The 15103-nt window shown below is 49.0% G+C and carries 14 protein-coding genes; 12 read left to right on the top strand and 2 right to left on the bottom strand.

Annotated features, from left to right (window positions below):
- The coding region (locus tag B5D40_RS13150) for a hypothetical protein (protein ID WP_144319704.1) at positions 1–1013 on the bottom strand (1013 nt) is incomplete at its 3' end.
- 307 nt (positions 1014–1320) lie between these two features.
- Here B5D40_RS13150 and B5D40_RS13145 point away from each other — a divergent pair.
- The 12 genes from B5D40_RS13145 (at position 1321) to B5D40_RS13090 (ending at position 14642) form a co-directional block, all read left to right on the top strand.
- Positions 1321–2049, top strand: coding sequence for a YggS family pyridoxal phosphate-dependent enzyme (locus B5D40_RS13145; RefSeq protein WP_095849590.1), 729 nt, complete (start codon positions 1321–1323; stop codon positions 2047–2049).
- Positions 2050–2181: 132 nt separating this feature from the next.
- Positions 2182–3468, top strand: a complete 1287-nt coding sequence (locus B5D40_RS13140; RefSeq protein WP_078777275.1) for an adenylosuccinate synthase — start codon at positions 2182–2184, stop codon at positions 3466–3468.
- Between the two features lie 12 nt (positions 3469–3480).
- Entirely contained in the window at positions 3481–4194 is a 714-nt protein-coding gene (locus B5D40_RS13135) for a Crp/Fnr family transcriptional regulator (RefSeq protein ID WP_078777274.1), read from the top strand.
- 1 nt (position 4195) lies between these two features.
- Positions 4196–4963, top strand: a complete 768-nt coding sequence (locus B5D40_RS13130; protein WP_158222182.1) for a PASTA domain-containing protein — start codon at positions 4196–4198, stop codon at positions 4961–4963.
- Between the two features lie 9 nt (positions 4964–4972).
- A complete protein-coding gene (locus B5D40_RS13125) occupies positions 4973–6910 on the top strand; it encodes a tetratricopeptide repeat protein (RefSeq protein ID WP_078777272.1) in 1938 nt (645 codons plus the stop codon).
- Positions 6911–6938: 28 nt separating this feature from the next.
- Positions 6939–7658 carry a hypothetical protein gene (locus tag B5D40_RS13120; protein WP_078777271.1) on the top strand — a complete coding sequence of 240 codons (720 nt, stop codon included), beginning with the start codon at positions 6939–6941 and terminating at the stop codon, positions 7656–7658.
- Between the two features lie 73 nt (positions 7659–7731).
- On the top strand, positions 7732–11148 hold the full coding sequence (locus B5D40_RS13115; RefSeq protein WP_073304174.1) for a T9SS type A sorting domain-containing protein: 3417 nt from the start codon (positions 7732–7734) through the stop codon (positions 11146–11148).
- Entirely contained in the window at positions 11145–11939 is a 795-nt protein-coding gene (locus B5D40_RS13110) for a formylglycine-generating enzyme family protein (protein ID WP_078777270.1), read from the top strand. Before B5D40_RS13115 ends, B5D40_RS13110 begins: the two co-directional genes overlap by 4 nt.
- The gene (locus B5D40_RS13105; RefSeq protein WP_078777269.1) at positions 11940–12407 is read left to right on the top strand and encodes a copper resistance protein NlpE N-terminal domain-containing protein; all 468 of its coding nucleotides are present in this window, start codon (positions 11940–11942) and stop codon (positions 12405–12407) included.
- Positions 12404–13588, top strand: a complete 1185-nt coding sequence (locus B5D40_RS13100; RefSeq protein WP_078777268.1) for a class I SAM-dependent RNA methyltransferase — start codon at positions 12404–12406, stop codon at positions 13586–13588. Before B5D40_RS13105 ends, B5D40_RS13100 begins: the two co-directional genes overlap by 4 nt.
- A gap of 70 nt (positions 13589–13658) precedes the next feature.
- Positions 13659–14096 carry an Rrf2 family transcriptional regulator gene (locus tag B5D40_RS13095; RefSeq protein WP_073304168.1) on the top strand — a complete coding sequence of 146 codons (438 nt, stop codon included), beginning with the start codon at positions 13659–13661 and terminating at the stop codon, positions 14094–14096.
- A gap of 189 nt (positions 14097–14285) precedes the next feature.
- On the top strand, positions 14286–14642 hold the full coding sequence (locus B5D40_RS13090) for a cupin domain-containing protein (RefSeq protein ID WP_078777276.1): 357 nt from the start codon (positions 14286–14288) through the stop codon (positions 14640–14642).
- Between the two features lie 125 nt (positions 14643–14767).
- Here B5D40_RS13090 and B5D40_RS15740 read toward each other — a convergent pair.
- Positions 14768–15103: hypothetical protein (locus B5D40_RS15740; protein WP_159446934.1), on the bottom strand; the 336-nt coding region annotated here is incomplete at its 5' end.

Below are 15103 nucleotides of genomic sequence, written 5' to 3'. Positions count from 1 at the left end.
TCGAGGTAGAAATAGCGAGTGCTGCCAACACCGCCTTTTACGGAAGCGATTTTGAACAACTCCATATAGGGGTCCGAGGACTTGAGCCCGGTAAGGGCAGCCACCTTGGCCAGGTCGCCATCTTGAATGGCGGACTCTATATTCGCCAAGGCGATTTTAAGGGCGGCAGCCGAATCCGCGCTGTATCGGGCGTCTCCGTCAAAGAAAAACTTCATTTGGAATTCTTCTTTGGCTGGGTCATATTCTAAGAATGCATCCACATCGGTGCCGTTTTGACCCAGACAGCCGTACAGATTCACCCATTCCGTGGCGCAAAGTTCCATATCCTTGCTGTCTGCGTAATTCAGAATTTCCGTTCTGTTCTCCGGGGTGTTCGGCATCTTTAGACGCATTACCAGCCAGGGACCATAGGCCTTGGCGGAGTCGATGCCGGCCGAAAAACGCCCGCCCTTTTTAGTCATGGCGCACACGGTCGAATCCCCCAAGCCAGGGCAGCAAATCATTGCGGAATCGCCATACATGGAATTCATCACAGGCATTTGCAGCCGGTACATCGCATAATCTTCGTCCAGAAGGATGGCGTTGCCGGTATATGCCGAAAAGTAGAATTGATTAAAACCCTCTAAAACCAGCGAATCGCCGTCGACGTAAATCGAATTTCCTGTGAGGGTGTCTGGGCACGCCAAAACGACTTCCTTGGGGATTGCCGAGCTGCTGGAAACGATAGCGCTGGAGCTGCTCGGGTTCTTTCCCGACGAAGAGGAAACGTCCGAAGTGTCCGTTGCGCTCGTATCGCCGACGAGAACCCATTCGTCATCTTCGCAGACGTAATCCGCAGAATCGCTTTCCACGTAAAGGGTGTCTCCGGCGATTTTTTCGGTGCACTCGGGCAGGTCGTCCTTGGTACCGAAGACTTCCGGGGTCTTGTTTCCCGAGCTGCTGTCGTCTCCGCAGGCGAAAAGGCTCAAAAGAGCGGCGCTTGCGGCGGCATTCCTGAGGGTGAAGATTTTCATATTCTCTCCTTTAATTTTTGAGTTGTGAAAAATATAATAATAATCTGTTTTTTTTGTTGCATTTTGCAATCCCCCCCCCAAAAAAAAACGGACTTATGTGCAAAATTCCATCCGATTTGCTTGGTTGGTGAGCCTGCCGAACCATGGTTGGTGTGCTTCGACAACCGGTCCCTGAGCTTGTCGAAGGGCTGGGACCAGTTGGGAGTCGGAACTGATAACTGATAACTGATCACTGAGTTCACCTTGCCATGGCGCGGAAAAGGTTTCTATTTTCTGCGGTGAGGATTCAAAAATTTAGAGGCAAAAAATGGCTGAATTTTCTTTGGACGAAATGCGTACGGCTCATGAAAAATTGGAAGCGCGCATGGCGAATGCTTGCACACAAAGTAAACGCTCTCGCGAAAGTGTCCGGCTGATTTGGGTTTCCAAGTTTCATCCGTTTTCGGCAGTAAAAAATGCCATAGCGCTTGGGGCAACGGACTTCGGGGAAAATCGGGTGCAGGAAGCCTTGGAAAAATTCACGGATCGCCCTCCGGAAATCCGGTGCCACATCATTGGGCCCGTGCAGAGCAACAAATTAAAAAAAGCGGCACTCGTTGCCGATTGCATCCATTCTATCGCCAGTATGGAAGCGGTGGAAAAACTCGAAAAAATTTGCGCAGAAGCGGATAAGACATTGGACATCCTGTTTCAGGTGAACGCCGGTGAAGAGGCGACCAAGAGCGGTTTGGATATCCGTGAAGCGGAACCCTTTCTGCTTTCTCTGGAAACCCATGCCCCGTGTCCGCATTTGCGCTTTCGCGGGCTCATGACGATTGGCAAAAATACGGGAGTCTCCGAAGATTCTCGGGAGTGCTTTGCTTTTTTGCGTCATTTGCAACAGAAATTTTTGGCGCACGGCGGCGTTTTTGCTTCCTTTGACCAGCTTTCCATGGGAATGACGGGAGATTTAGAAGTCGCGATCGAAGAAGGCGCGACGATGATTCGGGTTGGGACGGCGCTTTTCGGCGAACGGGATTACAGTACAAAAATGTAAAGCCTTTGCCCAAAATGGGGGGGCAATGCGCTCGCGCTTCAAATTCTTTGCGATTTCTTTTCTATTTTGTGAGCGAAAAAGGGTGCCGGAAAATCCGGTTTCCCGCGGTTCGTATTTTTTTGAGAAGGACTTATGCCAAATCGTGTAGTAATCGGTTCCCAATGGGGGGACGAAGGTAAAGCCAAGATTGTTGATTTCCTCACGCTGGATGCAGACGTAATCGTGCGTTTCCAGGGCGGCGCAAATGCTGGCCATACGGTGGAAGTGGGAGACAAAAAATTCGTGTTCCATCTGATTCCCTCCGGCATTATGCACGAAAACAAACTCTGCGTGATAGGCAATGGTGTGGTTCTGGATCCTGTCCAGACTTTGAAAGAAATTGACGACTTGCACTCCAAGGGCGTACACGACCCGGAAAAGCGTCTGGTGATTGCGGACAATGCTCATGTGGTCCTGCCGTATCACTCCGCGTTGGACAAGGCGAAAGAGAAAAAAGCGGGCAAGGCGGCCATCGGAACAACAGGACGCGGCATCGGCCCTTGCTACAGCGATAAGGTAAATCGTATCGGCGTGCGTGTCGGCGATTTGATGGATGAAAGGGAACTGCGTCCCCGCGTCGAAGCGATGGCGAAAGTTCACAACGAAGAATTCCGCGTGATGTATGACGTGTCCGAAATCGATCCGGAGCAGGTCATTCGCGACTATCTGGAACTGGGACAAAAAATCAAACCCTTTGTCCGCGATGTCAGCGAGGTGCTTTTCAAAGCGATGAAAGAGGGCAAACGCTTGATTTTTGAAGGCGCGCAAGGAACGATTTTGGACGTGGACCAGGGAACTTATCCCTATGTGACTTCGAGCAATACGGTCGCGGGGTATGCGAGCTGCGGTGCCGGCGTCGGTCCTACGGCAATCGATCAGGTTGTCGGCGTGGTCAAGGCTTACACGACTCGTGTCGGCAACGGACCTTTCCCCACGGAACTTTTGGACGAAATGGGCGACAAGCTTCGCAAGCTTGGGAACGAATACGGGGCCACGACGGGGCGCAATCGTCGCTGCGGCTGGTTCGATGCTCCGGTCGTCCGCAAGGCGGCGCTCGTCAATGGACTTACGCATCTTGCGATTACCAAGCTCGACGTTTTGGATACCTTTGACGAAATCCAGGTTTGCACGCATTATGAATGCGACGGCGAAATTCTGGACATTTTCCCGAACCAGCTTTCCAAGGTGGGGCGTTGCAAGCCGGTTTATAAAACGCTTCCGGGCTGGAAGCAGGATACGACCAAGTGCAAAAGCTGGGACGAACTGCCGGACAATGCCAAGAAGTATCTGGAAGAGATGTCGGACCTCGTCGGCGTGAAAATCGGGATGATTTCCATCGGTGCGCGCCGCGATGAAAGCATTATTATCAATATGAACTAAAAGAGGGGGTTTATGGCGGAATGTAATGTCGCGCTTCTGTTAAAAGGAGTGGATCTGTTTTCGAAACTGACGGAAGAGCAGCTTTCCCAGTTGTCGTCGTTGGTCATCGTGAATGATTATGCTCGGGACGAAACGATTATTCTCGAAAAGGACGAATCGACTCGGGCGCTGTTCTTGATTGCCGAAGGTGAAGTCAAAGTCTATGTGACGGGTCCCGATGGAAAGGAGACGATTCTTTCGCTTCTTTCTCGGGGCGATTCTTTTGGCGAAATGTCCCTGATCGACGACGAGCCTCGTTCTGCATCGGTCAAAGCGGTTCAGCCGGCCAAAGTTCTGATTATCCGCCGTGAACATTTCTTGGAACTTTTGAAAACGACTCCGGAACTAGCGACAGGGCTTCTGGTTCAGATGTGCCGCCGCCTTCGCAATGCGAACCGCCAGATTGGTTCGCTCGCGACGATGTCTGTTTTTGGCCGCGTGGCCGGAACCATTTTGAGCTTGATCGAAGACCGCGGAGTCCGGATTCGCGGGCGCAACGGAGAAATGGTGACGGTTATCCGCAACCGTCCGACGCAACAGCAATTTGCTGAAATGTCCGGAACGACCCGGGAAACGGTCAGCCGTGTTTTTTCTGCACTCGCCAGCAACGGGATAATTTCCCTCATGGGAAAGGATTTGGTGATTTCGGAAGAGAGCAAGTTGCACGCAGTCAATGCAAAGGAATAATATGGCGGAACCCGGCAAGGAAAATTTTATTCATCGGATTCTGAGGACGAAGCCTTGGGTATATGCGCTGCTTTTGCTTGTCCTTGTGCTGCTCTTGTTGGCGTTTGTTTTCGATAAAATCGCAATGCCTATCGTGGCGCGTTCCGGTGTTCAGGAACTGGCCGTTCCCAAGCTGGAAGGCCTGGACAGCGTTTCGGCGATTCGGCAAGCGGAAGAGGCCGGATTCCACGTTGCTTTTGCGGAAAGTCGCGAATATAGCAAGGCTTATGATGCGGACTTGGTGATGCGCCAGAATCCTCCGGAAGGTCAGCTTTCCAAACCGGGGCGGACCATTCAGTTGACGATTTCGGACGGCAAGAACCAATTGACGATTCCCGATCTGTTGAACAAGAACGGAGAGGAAGCGACGGAAGCTCTCGAATCTGCCGGTTTTGTTGTCGGTTTAACGTTTTTCACTCCTCATGTGAATTTTGCCAAGGGAAAAGTCGTTCGGACCAATCCTTCGGAAGGCTCGCTCGCTCGTAAGGGCGATACGGTAGATGTCTTTTTGTCGTCGGGTCCAAAGGGCGCCAAGGTCGATTTGCCGAGCGTGACCGGATTGCGTTTAGAAGCTGCTGCGGCGAATCTTCGTGCGGCGGGATTTGTGGTCGGTAAAACGGAATACCGCAAAAAAGCGGATTCTCCGTCGGGAATTGTTGTGGAGCAAAAACCCGAAGCCGAAACTTCGCTCCCAGCCGGCGCTCGAGTGAATCTGGTTGTTTCGGAATAAGAGGCTGTGATGTTTCGCCTGAAGTTTGCTGTAATCGCTTTTGTCGGATTTCTGCTGTGTGCTTGTAGCGGTTCCAAGCAGTTGGCCACTTCGCAGGGGCAGACGACGGCGGAGACCGAAGAAAATTCCGCAGTTCGTTCGAGAAATCCCCATTTTCCGGTAAAGATGGACAGCGTGGAATTGCTCCGTTTGGAAATTGCGCACGGTTCCTTCCTTCGGGCTTTGGAATTGATGGCGCACGGAGACAATCAGCTTGCGGAACAGTTTATGCAGCACGCCTATGCGGCGGATCCGGAAAATCGTTTTTTGGCTTTTTCCGTTTTGGAATTGATGGTTGCTCGTGGAGCTTCTGCCGAAGCCGCTTCGCTCGCCGAAAAAGCGAAGAACTTAAAAGGACAACAGACAAGTTCTCAATACGCTTTGCTCGGTCGGATTTATGGCGAACAATCGAATTTGGACAGCGCTTTGGCGTATTATAAAAAGGCCGTCGATGCCAGCGACCAGAATCTGCACGCCGCTTATGAATATTCCTTGCTCTTGGAAATTTCCCAGAACAGGGAAGAGCTTTCCCGGGTCTATGCGCTTTTGTTGCCGCAAATCGGTTATCCGCAATCCCTTTTGGAGCGGCAGGCTTTGCTTTTGACGGAATTGAAAAAGGATTCGGCCCTTGCCGATCTTTTTGGCGATGTTTATGAAGCCCGTGGCGATCGTTCTTTTTTGGAACGCCGGATCCGCTTGCTGTTGAAAATGAAACGCTATGAAGAAGCGGTGTCGGCGGTTGAAGAATTGCGGGCGGATTCGGCTGTCGCAGACGATTCGCTTTCGATTGTGTTTTTGGTGGCGGCGCATTGGGGAATGAAGCAAGGCGATGTGGCGATAGATTCCCTGAAAGAAATTTACAAGCGCCATCCGAATCGCGGCGACGTTTTGCTGTCTTTGGCGCTTTTTGAAACGCGTCAAAACCAAAAAGAGCAGTCGATAATCCATTTTGAACGCCTTTCGCAAATGGAAAATTATGAAGCCGTTTCCTTTGCTATGTTGAGCGCTTATGCTTGGGAAGACGGGGATTCGGCGCGCTCGCTGGACTATTTAGAAAAGGCTTATGCGAAGTCGCCGGAACTGTCGTATCGGAATCAGTTGCTGCAACGCTATCGTGCGACGGAAAATTTCCCGAAGGCCTATGCGCTTTTGGATTCTTCCCTGGCTCGCAATTCCCGCTTGGATTCTCTCCGGGCAAAATGGATTGAAAAAGGCAATCTGGAAGAGTTGAGAAGGTTTGATGAAAATGTGGAGTTGGATATAGCGAACTTGCATTACATCTACGCAACGATGCTGCAACTCCATGCGGAAGTCTTGGAAAGGGTTCCTACGGATTCCGCTCGTCGGGACAGCGCACAAATTTTGCGGCAAAAGGCGGCAGAGCATTATCTTACAGCGGAAAAAGTCGGCGGGGAATTGCAGCAGTTCTTGTTTGCCGTCGGTTCTAATTTGCTGGGGCTTGGGCAGGTCGATTCGGCCATTGTCGTATTCAAAAAGTTATTTCATAATTTCCCCATGGACGCGTCTGCAAAAAATCACTTGGGTTACACGCTGGTGGATTTGAATCGCAATCCGGAAGAATTGTGCTGGGGCGGTGAGTTGATCGATGAAGCTCTCCGGCTGGATTCGGGCAATGTCGCCTATATGGATTCCAAAGCTTGGGCGCTTTACCGCGTGGGAAAATTTCAAGAAGCGCTCGCTTTGATGGAACGGGTTGAAGAGCAGGAGTCCTCTTGGCGGGAAATGTTCTACAGCGATACTTCGATATTTGCGCATTTGGCGGCGATTTGTCAAGCTCTTTCGCTGAATGAACGGGCTTTGAACTATTATCGCAAAATTTTGGAAATCGATCCGAAAAATGAAAATGCCAGAAAGCAAATTGAAATTCTGGACAAGAAAAAAGAGTGATTTCACGGGGACTTGAGGTGGTTCGCTGGTGAAAACGCTTTCGGGAAAAATTCTGTGGTTGGGATTTGCGCTCGCTCTGTTGTCGGGTTGCGGCCCTCGTTTGGCAAAGGGTTCCGCTTCGTTGGAATTGACACCGCCCGATAGTTTAAAAGCCAAGTTTTCTTTGGAAATCAACGACTCTCTCGAAGGTTCGCACACGCTTTCCGCCGTTCTTTTTGCCGTGCCTTATAAACGTTACCGAATGGAATTTTCGGGTCCGATGGGCATTGGGGTCGCTTCGGTTTTGTGGCAAGACGCCAAGTGGACTCTAGTGCTTCCTCAACAAAAAAGTTTTGCTGTCGGTTCGGGTTTTCTTGTCGGCGGCTATGCGGGAATTCCCCTTTTGGACATCCACCAGATTGCGGGGCTTTTCTGGGGTGAAGTGCTGCCGTTCGGTTCTTCGGTCGATTCTCTCCGGGATTCTTTGGATGGAAAAATTTTATATGGGAAAAATCGGCTGGGCATTCCATTTGAAGCGTTCCGCAACAAGGACGGGCGCGTGGAAAAAATGACGCAAAAGCATGAAACTCTGGAATTTTCAAATTACGCGGAATTTGATTCCGGCGAAGCTCCCGAATGGACTCGCGTGTTTCGGAATGGCAAAAATGTGCTCTCGATAAAAATCAAGCGGGTCAATACGGACGTGCGTTGGGGAGATGAAATCTGGCGCATTCCTGTTCCGGAATCCTATCAAAAAATGGGCTTCTGAATCCTACGCAGAATTAGCCTTTTTCCCGAAGAACCGCATCGTTTACGGCTTCCTATTTTGTAATTTTACTTTTATGAAAAAGCATCTTTTTTTATTGGCTTTGCTGGCGTTTTTCACTTCGTCCTTTGCAGTGGACACTCTGGAAATTTTTGCGCTTCGCGTCCAATTTAAACAGGAATCCCCCGACAATTCCCTGACGACAGGAACGGGGCGTTTTGATTCGGACAGCGACACGTCCAATGCAAATTACAGTTTGGATCCCAGCGGGCACCGGGCGAGTGCGGCATATTGGCAAAAGCATTTTGAATTTGCGAAAAATTATTACAAAGCGGTGAGCAACGGCAATCTGGTGATAACCGCTAGAATTTTTCCCAGCGGCGAGCCTTATACCGTCAATCATTATATTATCGATTACAACCGGACTTCTAAAAAGAAAGGCGAAAAGACCGCGGAATTTGATGAAGCGCGCAGCCGGGATTATATGAATTTTATCTGGGACGCCGTGACGGAAGCCAATCGTTCGAATGACACGCTGGACAATCCGTTCAAAGTGCCTCAGCCCAAATCGTCCAACAAAAAACGCGCCTATATGATTATTCATGCGGGGGCAAGTCGCTTGGTGGATGGCGGCAGCATGGGAACGAACAACGCGGACACGCCGGGCGATTTTATGGATGTCTATGTCGTTCAGGATTATTGGAGCTACCTGGATACGGCGGATTCGGAACGAAAATGCGCCAAGGATATTCGGGGCATGATTCTTCCCGGTTCAACTCTGGACACGCTGAAAACAATCATGGTCACCAGCGAAACCGCTTCGCAGGACGGTCTCAACTGGGGAATCAACGGCGTTATCGTAAACCAGATAGGGCGGGAACTCGGGATGCCGAACACTTACGATGTGGTGAAAGGCATTTCTCGTCTGGGTTATTTTGATTTGATGGATTTTGCGGGCTACAATGCGGGCAATGGATTTTTCCCAGTGCTTCCTTCCGCTTGGGTGCGTTCCTACATGGGCTGGGCGAAAGTGCAAACGGTTTATCCGCCGGATTCCAAAAGCCTGACCCGAAATATCGTTGCGGCGGGTTCAGGCGAGGGAACGGAAATCGTCAAAGTCCCACTGGCTGCGAATGAATACTTGCTGATTGAAAACCGGGAACGTTCGGCGGGGGATTCGGCGAAAATCGCGGTGTCGTATGTTCCTGCGTCGGATGTGGCAGCGGAATCGGATTACGAAGTGGTGACGAAAGTCTATCCGGTCGATAGCTTATACACGGCATTTGAAGACAGCATTTGCGATGAAAAAGGGAAGTGCGTCAAAAACAGAAAGAAATTGAGCGGAGTCATTGTGGATGTTTCTTCTTTTGATGCGGGACTTCCGGCAAGCGGCATCGCCGTGTGGAAAGTCAATGACTGGTATTTGCGAGAAGCTCTTCCGTATGGAGTCACCAATTTTTGGGGCGGCGACACTTTGCGCGATCACCAGTATGGTCTGATGCTCACGGAAGCGGACGGTGTTCTTTCTATTGGGAAAACTTTTAAAAACGCTCTTGGCCAAGACGCTTACGATTACGGATCTGGCGCAGATTTGATTCCGCATTGGCGCAAAGGGAAAAATTCCCCTAAGGATACGGTGTGGTCGATAAAGCCTTCGGGTTATGGCAATACAAAAACGACAATGGGCGGACATACGGGCATTACTGTAACGGCAAAGAAAACGAAGAATGCGCACATGGAAAAAAATGCCAACGCCTTTATGGGGGACAGCGTATTTAACTTTGCCGCTTCTTCGATTCCGGTCACGATTTCGTGGGCGTCCCATGCGCTGATTCCAGGATCGCTTTTCCCAAAAAATGTCGGGTTGAATGCGTCCGTTCGCGGAGCTGTCGCTCTGGATTATCCCGAAGGAATGTCTGTGGGGGCGGGAGAAAAGTTGATCGTGTTTGGCTCTGAAGATGGAACATTACAGGCGATGTCGGCATTTGGACAGCCTTTGCAAGAAAGCGATACGACGGTATGGACGCGAGCCCTTTCGCTTGCGGATTCTGTGGATTCCGTCGCTCTCTATCGGCTCGGTTCGTCTTTGGGAAAACTTCTTGGAGTTGCCGCTTCGGGAGATACCGTTTACAGTTTGCACCAAAACAAGGGGCTGGCGCAAACCGTTCTTTCTTCGGCTATCGACCAGATTCAATTTGACCGTAAATTAGCGGGCATCGCAAATCCTTTGGTGGGACCGATGGTTTGGAATGCTTCCGTTTTTGTCGCGGACAATGAAAATCTCTATCGCTATAAAAGTACGAATCTTTCCAAGGACGCTTTTGCTCTGCCGGAAAATTTTGAACCGCAGGACATGGCGCTTTGCCCCGACGGAGATTTAGCAAATGTCGCTCTGGTCGGAAAAAATGCGGAGCTGGCTCTCTACAAAGCGGAAGAGGGGCGCATTCAAAAACTGCCTTCCCCAAAAATTCGTGCGAAGAATTTATTTGATATAAAAAAGCAGAGTTTCCGAATCGCTTGCTCGGATTTTGATCGGGACGGCAAATCGGAAATGTTCATTTTAGGAAGCCGCGGGTATGCGGCGATGGTTCGCGCCGACGATTCGGCATCAGTCGTGTTCGCTCCCCGTTCTTTTAAGCGGGGAAATGACGGCGTTGTGGACTTTTATGATGAAACATCGCCAATAGCGATAGGTGATGTGAATGGTGATGGTTATCCGGAAGCCGTATTTCTAGGCAACAATCTGGTTTATGCGGTGGATCGTTCTGGAGTGGTTATTTCTGGATTTCCTATCAGAATTACCAAGAACACTCCAGAGACTTCTTTCCTTTCGGATCCTCTGATTGTCGATGTGACGGGCGACAGCCTGCCCGAAATTCTGGTGGGAACGAATGGGGGAGTTTTGCACGCTTTTAATTCCAACGGAAAATCGGTGACGGATGGATTCCCCATTTCTGCCGGCAATTTTGAATATGGCGAAACTGTTCATCCGATGGCGTTCTTTGTAGCGAAAACGATTGATTCGGTTTCGGGACCGCAGTTGTATGCGTTCCAGCGGCGATTTGTCACGGGCTATAATTTGGCGAAGTCTTCTGCGTTGGCGGAAACCGACGCTAAAGCCTGGAGTGTGCCTGGTTCGGGAAATGGACGTACGAATTATTTTGATGCTTCTAAATTGCCCGAACCCGCAGAGGTCAAGGCGGTTGCAAAAATAGAAGAATTTTTTGTCTATCCCAATCCGGTGCGAGGGGGGATTGCTAACGCTCGATTCTCTTTGGGAATGTCTGCGAAATCGGTGACGATTGAATTTTATGATATTTCGGGACGTCTGGTTTTTTCCAAAAAATTGGGCAAGGCAAATCAGGGAAATAATCAAATCGATCAGATGGATATTTCCCATTTGGGCAGCGATGTCTATAGCGTTCGCTTAAAAGTGAATTTTGATTCCGGAAAGAAAAAAGAAAAATTCTATCGTGTCGGAGTGGTCAGATGAAAAAAAGAATTGTCGAAATTTTAATCGCAGCTTGCCTGTCCTGTATTTTTGCCGCTTGTTCCTCGCCGACCAATGGAGAAACGGGCGGCACCGATTGCCCGGATTGCGGAGGCTTTGGAAAAAAATCGTCTTCGTCTAACGTGCCGATGTCTTCTTCAGATGGTGTCGAAATTTCTTCAAGCAGCAACGCATTGATGATTTCGTGGATTAAAACGGGAAAGTTTTGGATTTCGCAAACGGAAATTACGCAGGCGGATTATCGGACGTTAATGGGAACCCTTCCGCAGCAGATGACGAAATCGGTCGGGGATTCCTTTCCGGTCGCCAATGTTTCTTGGTATGAAGCCATTCTTTTTGCCAACGCACTTTCTAAATATCTGGGATTGGACACGGCGTTTTCTTATACCCTTCGAGGAGTGGGAAACAAACTGGGCGGGCTCAAAATCAATGATCGGGTTTCTGCCGTTCGCTTGCCCAGTCGAGAAGAATGGGAATTCGCTGCTCGGGCAGGAAGCACGGGCAATTATTATTGGGGGGCAAATCCCGCACGGGATTATGCGCAATACAATAATCTGACGGACGGCTATCAGAAAATCGCCCAAAAGAAACCGAATGCTTGGGAACTTTACGATGTTTGCGGAAATGTTGCGGAATGGGCTTTGGACACGGCACTTCATGGTGGAGCTTGGAATTCGGTGGCGAAAGAATTGGCTTTCAGCGCTTCAGAAAAGAAACTGCCGGATTTCGCTTCGAATACATCGGGATTTCGAGTTGTTTGGATAGGAGAATAAATGAAAAAATTCTTTGTTGCTGCGGCACTATTCTCTTTGATTTTGGGCTGCGGTCAAAATGAAAATGAGGCCAAGGCAAAAAAAATAGAAGAGGATTTGAAAACTCTTCCCAAGTTGGCGCCAGTTCAAATTCCGGAAGGAGTTGCTGGATCTTATGTCGGAACGCTTCCTTGCGACGAATGCGATTTGCGCCAAGTCAAAATGAATTTGGACGGTGATGGCAATGCTTTTATCGAGGAATTTTTGTTCCGGCGCAATGAAAAAACGGACACTCTTCAAAATCGGGCGACTTACAAAGACAGTGCCGAATTTATTCTTGTCCGTTTTGAAAATGCCAATCGATTTTTCGCCTTTCAAAAAAGCAATGGAACGTCAATCGTCTATTTGAATGTTGAAGGCAAACCTTATTTGGACGACACCGAAGAACCTTATCGTTTATTGAGAATTCTTTCCAAGGTCTCTCCATGATTTCATTTGCCAATGCGCTTCGGCAGTCCTTGCCCAAGGAATTGTCTGGGATTTCGCTACTCTCCCTTTCTATTATGGATTACAAGGACGAACTCGTTGCCAAAAATAAAGCCTTCTCTTTATTTTGTCAGGAAAACGCCTTGCCGAATCCAGAAAGAATTGTTGAAAGCCCGCTTCCCAGAAATTATAGGACAACAACAAAACGTCGTGTCGTTTTGAATCGCGAAAAATTTCAGCTTGTTTTTGATGAAGAAGACAATCGCTCCGAGTTTGCGGAACCGCTGGAACCTGCCGAGCATCTTGCTGTTTACCGGTTTATAGAATCCTATTTGCAAAAGCCTGTATTCAATACTCTCGCCGAGGTTTTGAACTGGGTGATTATTCGAGGTTCGTATAAATGGCGAACGGTAATTTTCAATGTTTGTGAAATGAATGCGCTGGTGGTTCGCAAACTCAAATTGATGGGCGAGCATTTGAATTCGTCGGGGCTTGATGTCCGTTCTGCGCACGTCTATTTTGATCCGACCCGTTCCGATTATTATTTGGAAGCGCAACGCCCGGTCAATGCGCTCGCGTTCAAAACGCTTTATGGGCCGAAGGACTTGACGTTGGATTTGGGAACGTGCCGCTTGAAATATCCGGTCACGGGATTCAGCCAGATCAATGAATCGCAAATTCCGAATTTATTGCGCTGTGCAGAAACTTTATTGCAGCCGAGTGCGGAAACGGATCTGCTCGATCTTTATTGCGGTTATGGATTGTTTTCGTTTGGTATTGGTGAAAAAGCCAATTCGACGTTTGGCGTTGAGTGGGAAGGCGCATCTATTGAATATGCTAAAAATTCCGCGCGTTTTTTAAAACGACAAAAATCCCGTTTTCTCGCGGGGAAAATCGACGCTTCGTTTGTAGAAAAAAGAATCCCCAAATCGCAGTCCCCTGAAGTGATGCTTTTGGACCCTCCGAGAAAAGGAGTGGATTCCGGAGTGATTGCCGCCCTTGCCCGTCGCAAGCCAGAACGGATTCTGCATATTTTTTGCGGCACCGACGAAATTCCTCGTTCGCTAAACCAGTGGCGCTTGGCAAATTATCGGGTGCAAAAAATTGTGCCGTTGGATTTGTTCCCGGGAACGCCGCATTTGGAAACCGCCGTTTTGATGACGAAAGCGGACTTGAAACGATAAAAGCCCTCCATACGCAAAGATGATTTTTTATGGAGTTTCGCGCAAAGTGGCTGCAAAATGAAGGTGTAGTATGCAAATTTCGAGTCGCTTTACTTTGGCTGTGCATATTTTGATTTGTTTGGACACGTTTGGCAATTCACATAAAGTCACCAGCGATTTTTTGGCGGGAAGCACAAATGTGAATCCGGTCGTCGTGCGGAGAATTTTGGGCCAGCTAAAGAATGTTGGGCTTGTACATATCGCGAGGGGTTCTGGTGGAGCAACGATGGCCAAACCGCTGGCGGAAATTTCTTTTTTGGATATTTACAATGCTGTAGAATGTATTGGTCATGGGGAATTGTTTCATTTTCATGAAAATCCGAATCCCCATTGTCCTGTCGGCGGAAACATTCATCAAATGTTAGATGGAAAACTTCTTCAAGTGCAGCAAGCCATGGAAAGGGAATTGAAATCGATAACCCTTGCCGAAATAAAAAAAGACATGAAGAAAATTTTAGAAGCTAAGTAATTTAAGGAACAGTTGTAACGATTCACTAACCGCAGGCAATTCTCTTCCCACATCTCTATTCTTTATTTTTTTGTCGTAACTATTGACATTACATCGCGGCTTGTGTATATTATTTTATGTAACAATGAATGTTACAACAAGACAATGGGAAGTTCTATTGTCGGAAACTTTTAACCGAGAGGTATGACGATGAAAACTTATGCAAAAGTAAACGTTGGCGCTGAAGCTAGAACGGAATTGCACGATTCCTTGCAATTGACCGGTGCTGAAGTGAGTATCAATCATCTGCCGGCAGGAACCGGAGTGCCATTTGTCCACTCTCATAAACAGAATGAAGAAATCTATGTCGTGCTTTCCGGAAAAGGAAATGTCGTTATTGACGGAGAAACGATTCCGCTGACGTCGGGCGATTGGCTTCGGATTTCCCCCAGTGCAAAACGCCAATTTTCTGCTGCGGCGGATTCGGCGATTTGTTTTGCTTGCATCCAGGTGAAGCAAAATTCGCTGGAAGTTTGGACGGCGAACGATGCTGTCGTCGAAGCGTAAAAATGCGGGAGCACCGTCTTTGAAACCGGGCCCGCTTTTCGGGCGAATTTTGCAGAAGTCCGTTATGGGAACGAAAAAGGCTGCCCGCAGGCAGCCTTGAAATGTTGAAGGGATTCCCGTCCGGACTAGCTTTCGATTTTCTTGGCGGTAATGTTGACGGAGGTCTGTTTCGAATCGATTGACGACTTGATAATCACAAGATACGTCGAGCCGCCTTTCTGCAATCTATACGTTTTGGTGGTGGTGCTTTCGGATGCCAATGTATAGCCCGCATCGCTCAATTCCGACAACAAGGAATTGGCGAAGGCTTTCAACTTTGTCGCCTGGGTTGATAAGAACGTTTGTTGCGCCGTCCATACCGTGGTGCCCAAGCTGGATGCGCCCTCGTCTTTCGTGAAGGGGGCGAGAGCCGCCAAAAAATCCAGGTTCACGTCGTTGAAAACAGTTGCCGAAGAGCTGGA

Source organism: Fibrobacter intestinalis (assembly GCF_900167415.1).
Lineage (GTDB): Bacteria > Fibrobacterota > Fibrobacteria > Fibrobacterales > Fibrobacteraceae > Hallerella > Hallerella intestinalis.
This window is presented reverse-complemented; position numbering and strand designations above follow the sequence as displayed.

Excerpts from the sequence above, each read along its gene's own strand:
- B5D40_RS13145 (WP_095849590.1), top strand. The coding sequence starts at position 1,321 with ATGGCTGAATTTTCTTTGGACGAAATGCGTACGGCTCATGAAAAATTG.
- B5D40_RS13140 (WP_078777275.1), top strand. The coding sequence starts at position 2,182 with ATGCCAAATCGTGTAGTAATCGGTTCCCAATGGGGGGACGAAGGTAAA.
- B5D40_RS13135 (WP_078777274.1), top strand. The coding sequence starts at position 3,481 with ATGGCGGAATGTAATGTCGCGCTTCTGTTAAAAGGAGTGGATCTGTTT.
- B5D40_RS13130 (WP_158222182.1), top strand. The coding sequence starts at position 4,196 with ATGGCGGAACCCGGCAAGGAAAATTTTATTCATCGGATTCTGAGGACG.
- B5D40_RS13125 (WP_078777272.1), top strand. The coding sequence starts at position 4,973 with ATGTTTCGCCTGAAGTTTGCTGTAATCGCTTTTGTCGGATTTCTGCTG.
- B5D40_RS13115 (WP_073304174.1), top strand. The coding sequence starts at position 7,732 with ATGAAAAAGCATCTTTTTTTATTGGCTTTGCTGGCGTTTTTCACTTCG.
- B5D40_RS13110 (WP_078777270.1), top strand. The coding sequence starts at position 11,145 with ATGAAAAAAAGAATTGTCGAAATTTTAATCGCAGCTTGCCTGTCCTGT.
- B5D40_RS13105 (WP_078777269.1), top strand. The coding sequence starts at position 11,940 with ATGAAAAAATTCTTTGTTGCTGCGGCACTATTCTCTTTGATTTTGGGC.
- B5D40_RS13100 (WP_078777268.1), top strand. The coding sequence starts at position 12,404 with ATGATTTCATTTGCCAATGCGCTTCGGCAGTCCTTGCCCAAGGAATTG.
- B5D40_RS13095 (WP_073304168.1), top strand. The coding sequence starts at position 13,659 with ATGCAAATTTCGAGTCGCTTTACTTTGGCTGTGCATATTTTGATTTGT.
- B5D40_RS13090 (WP_078777276.1), top strand. The coding sequence starts at position 14,286 with ATGAAAACTTATGCAAAAGTAAACGTTGGCGCTGAAGCTAGAACGGAA.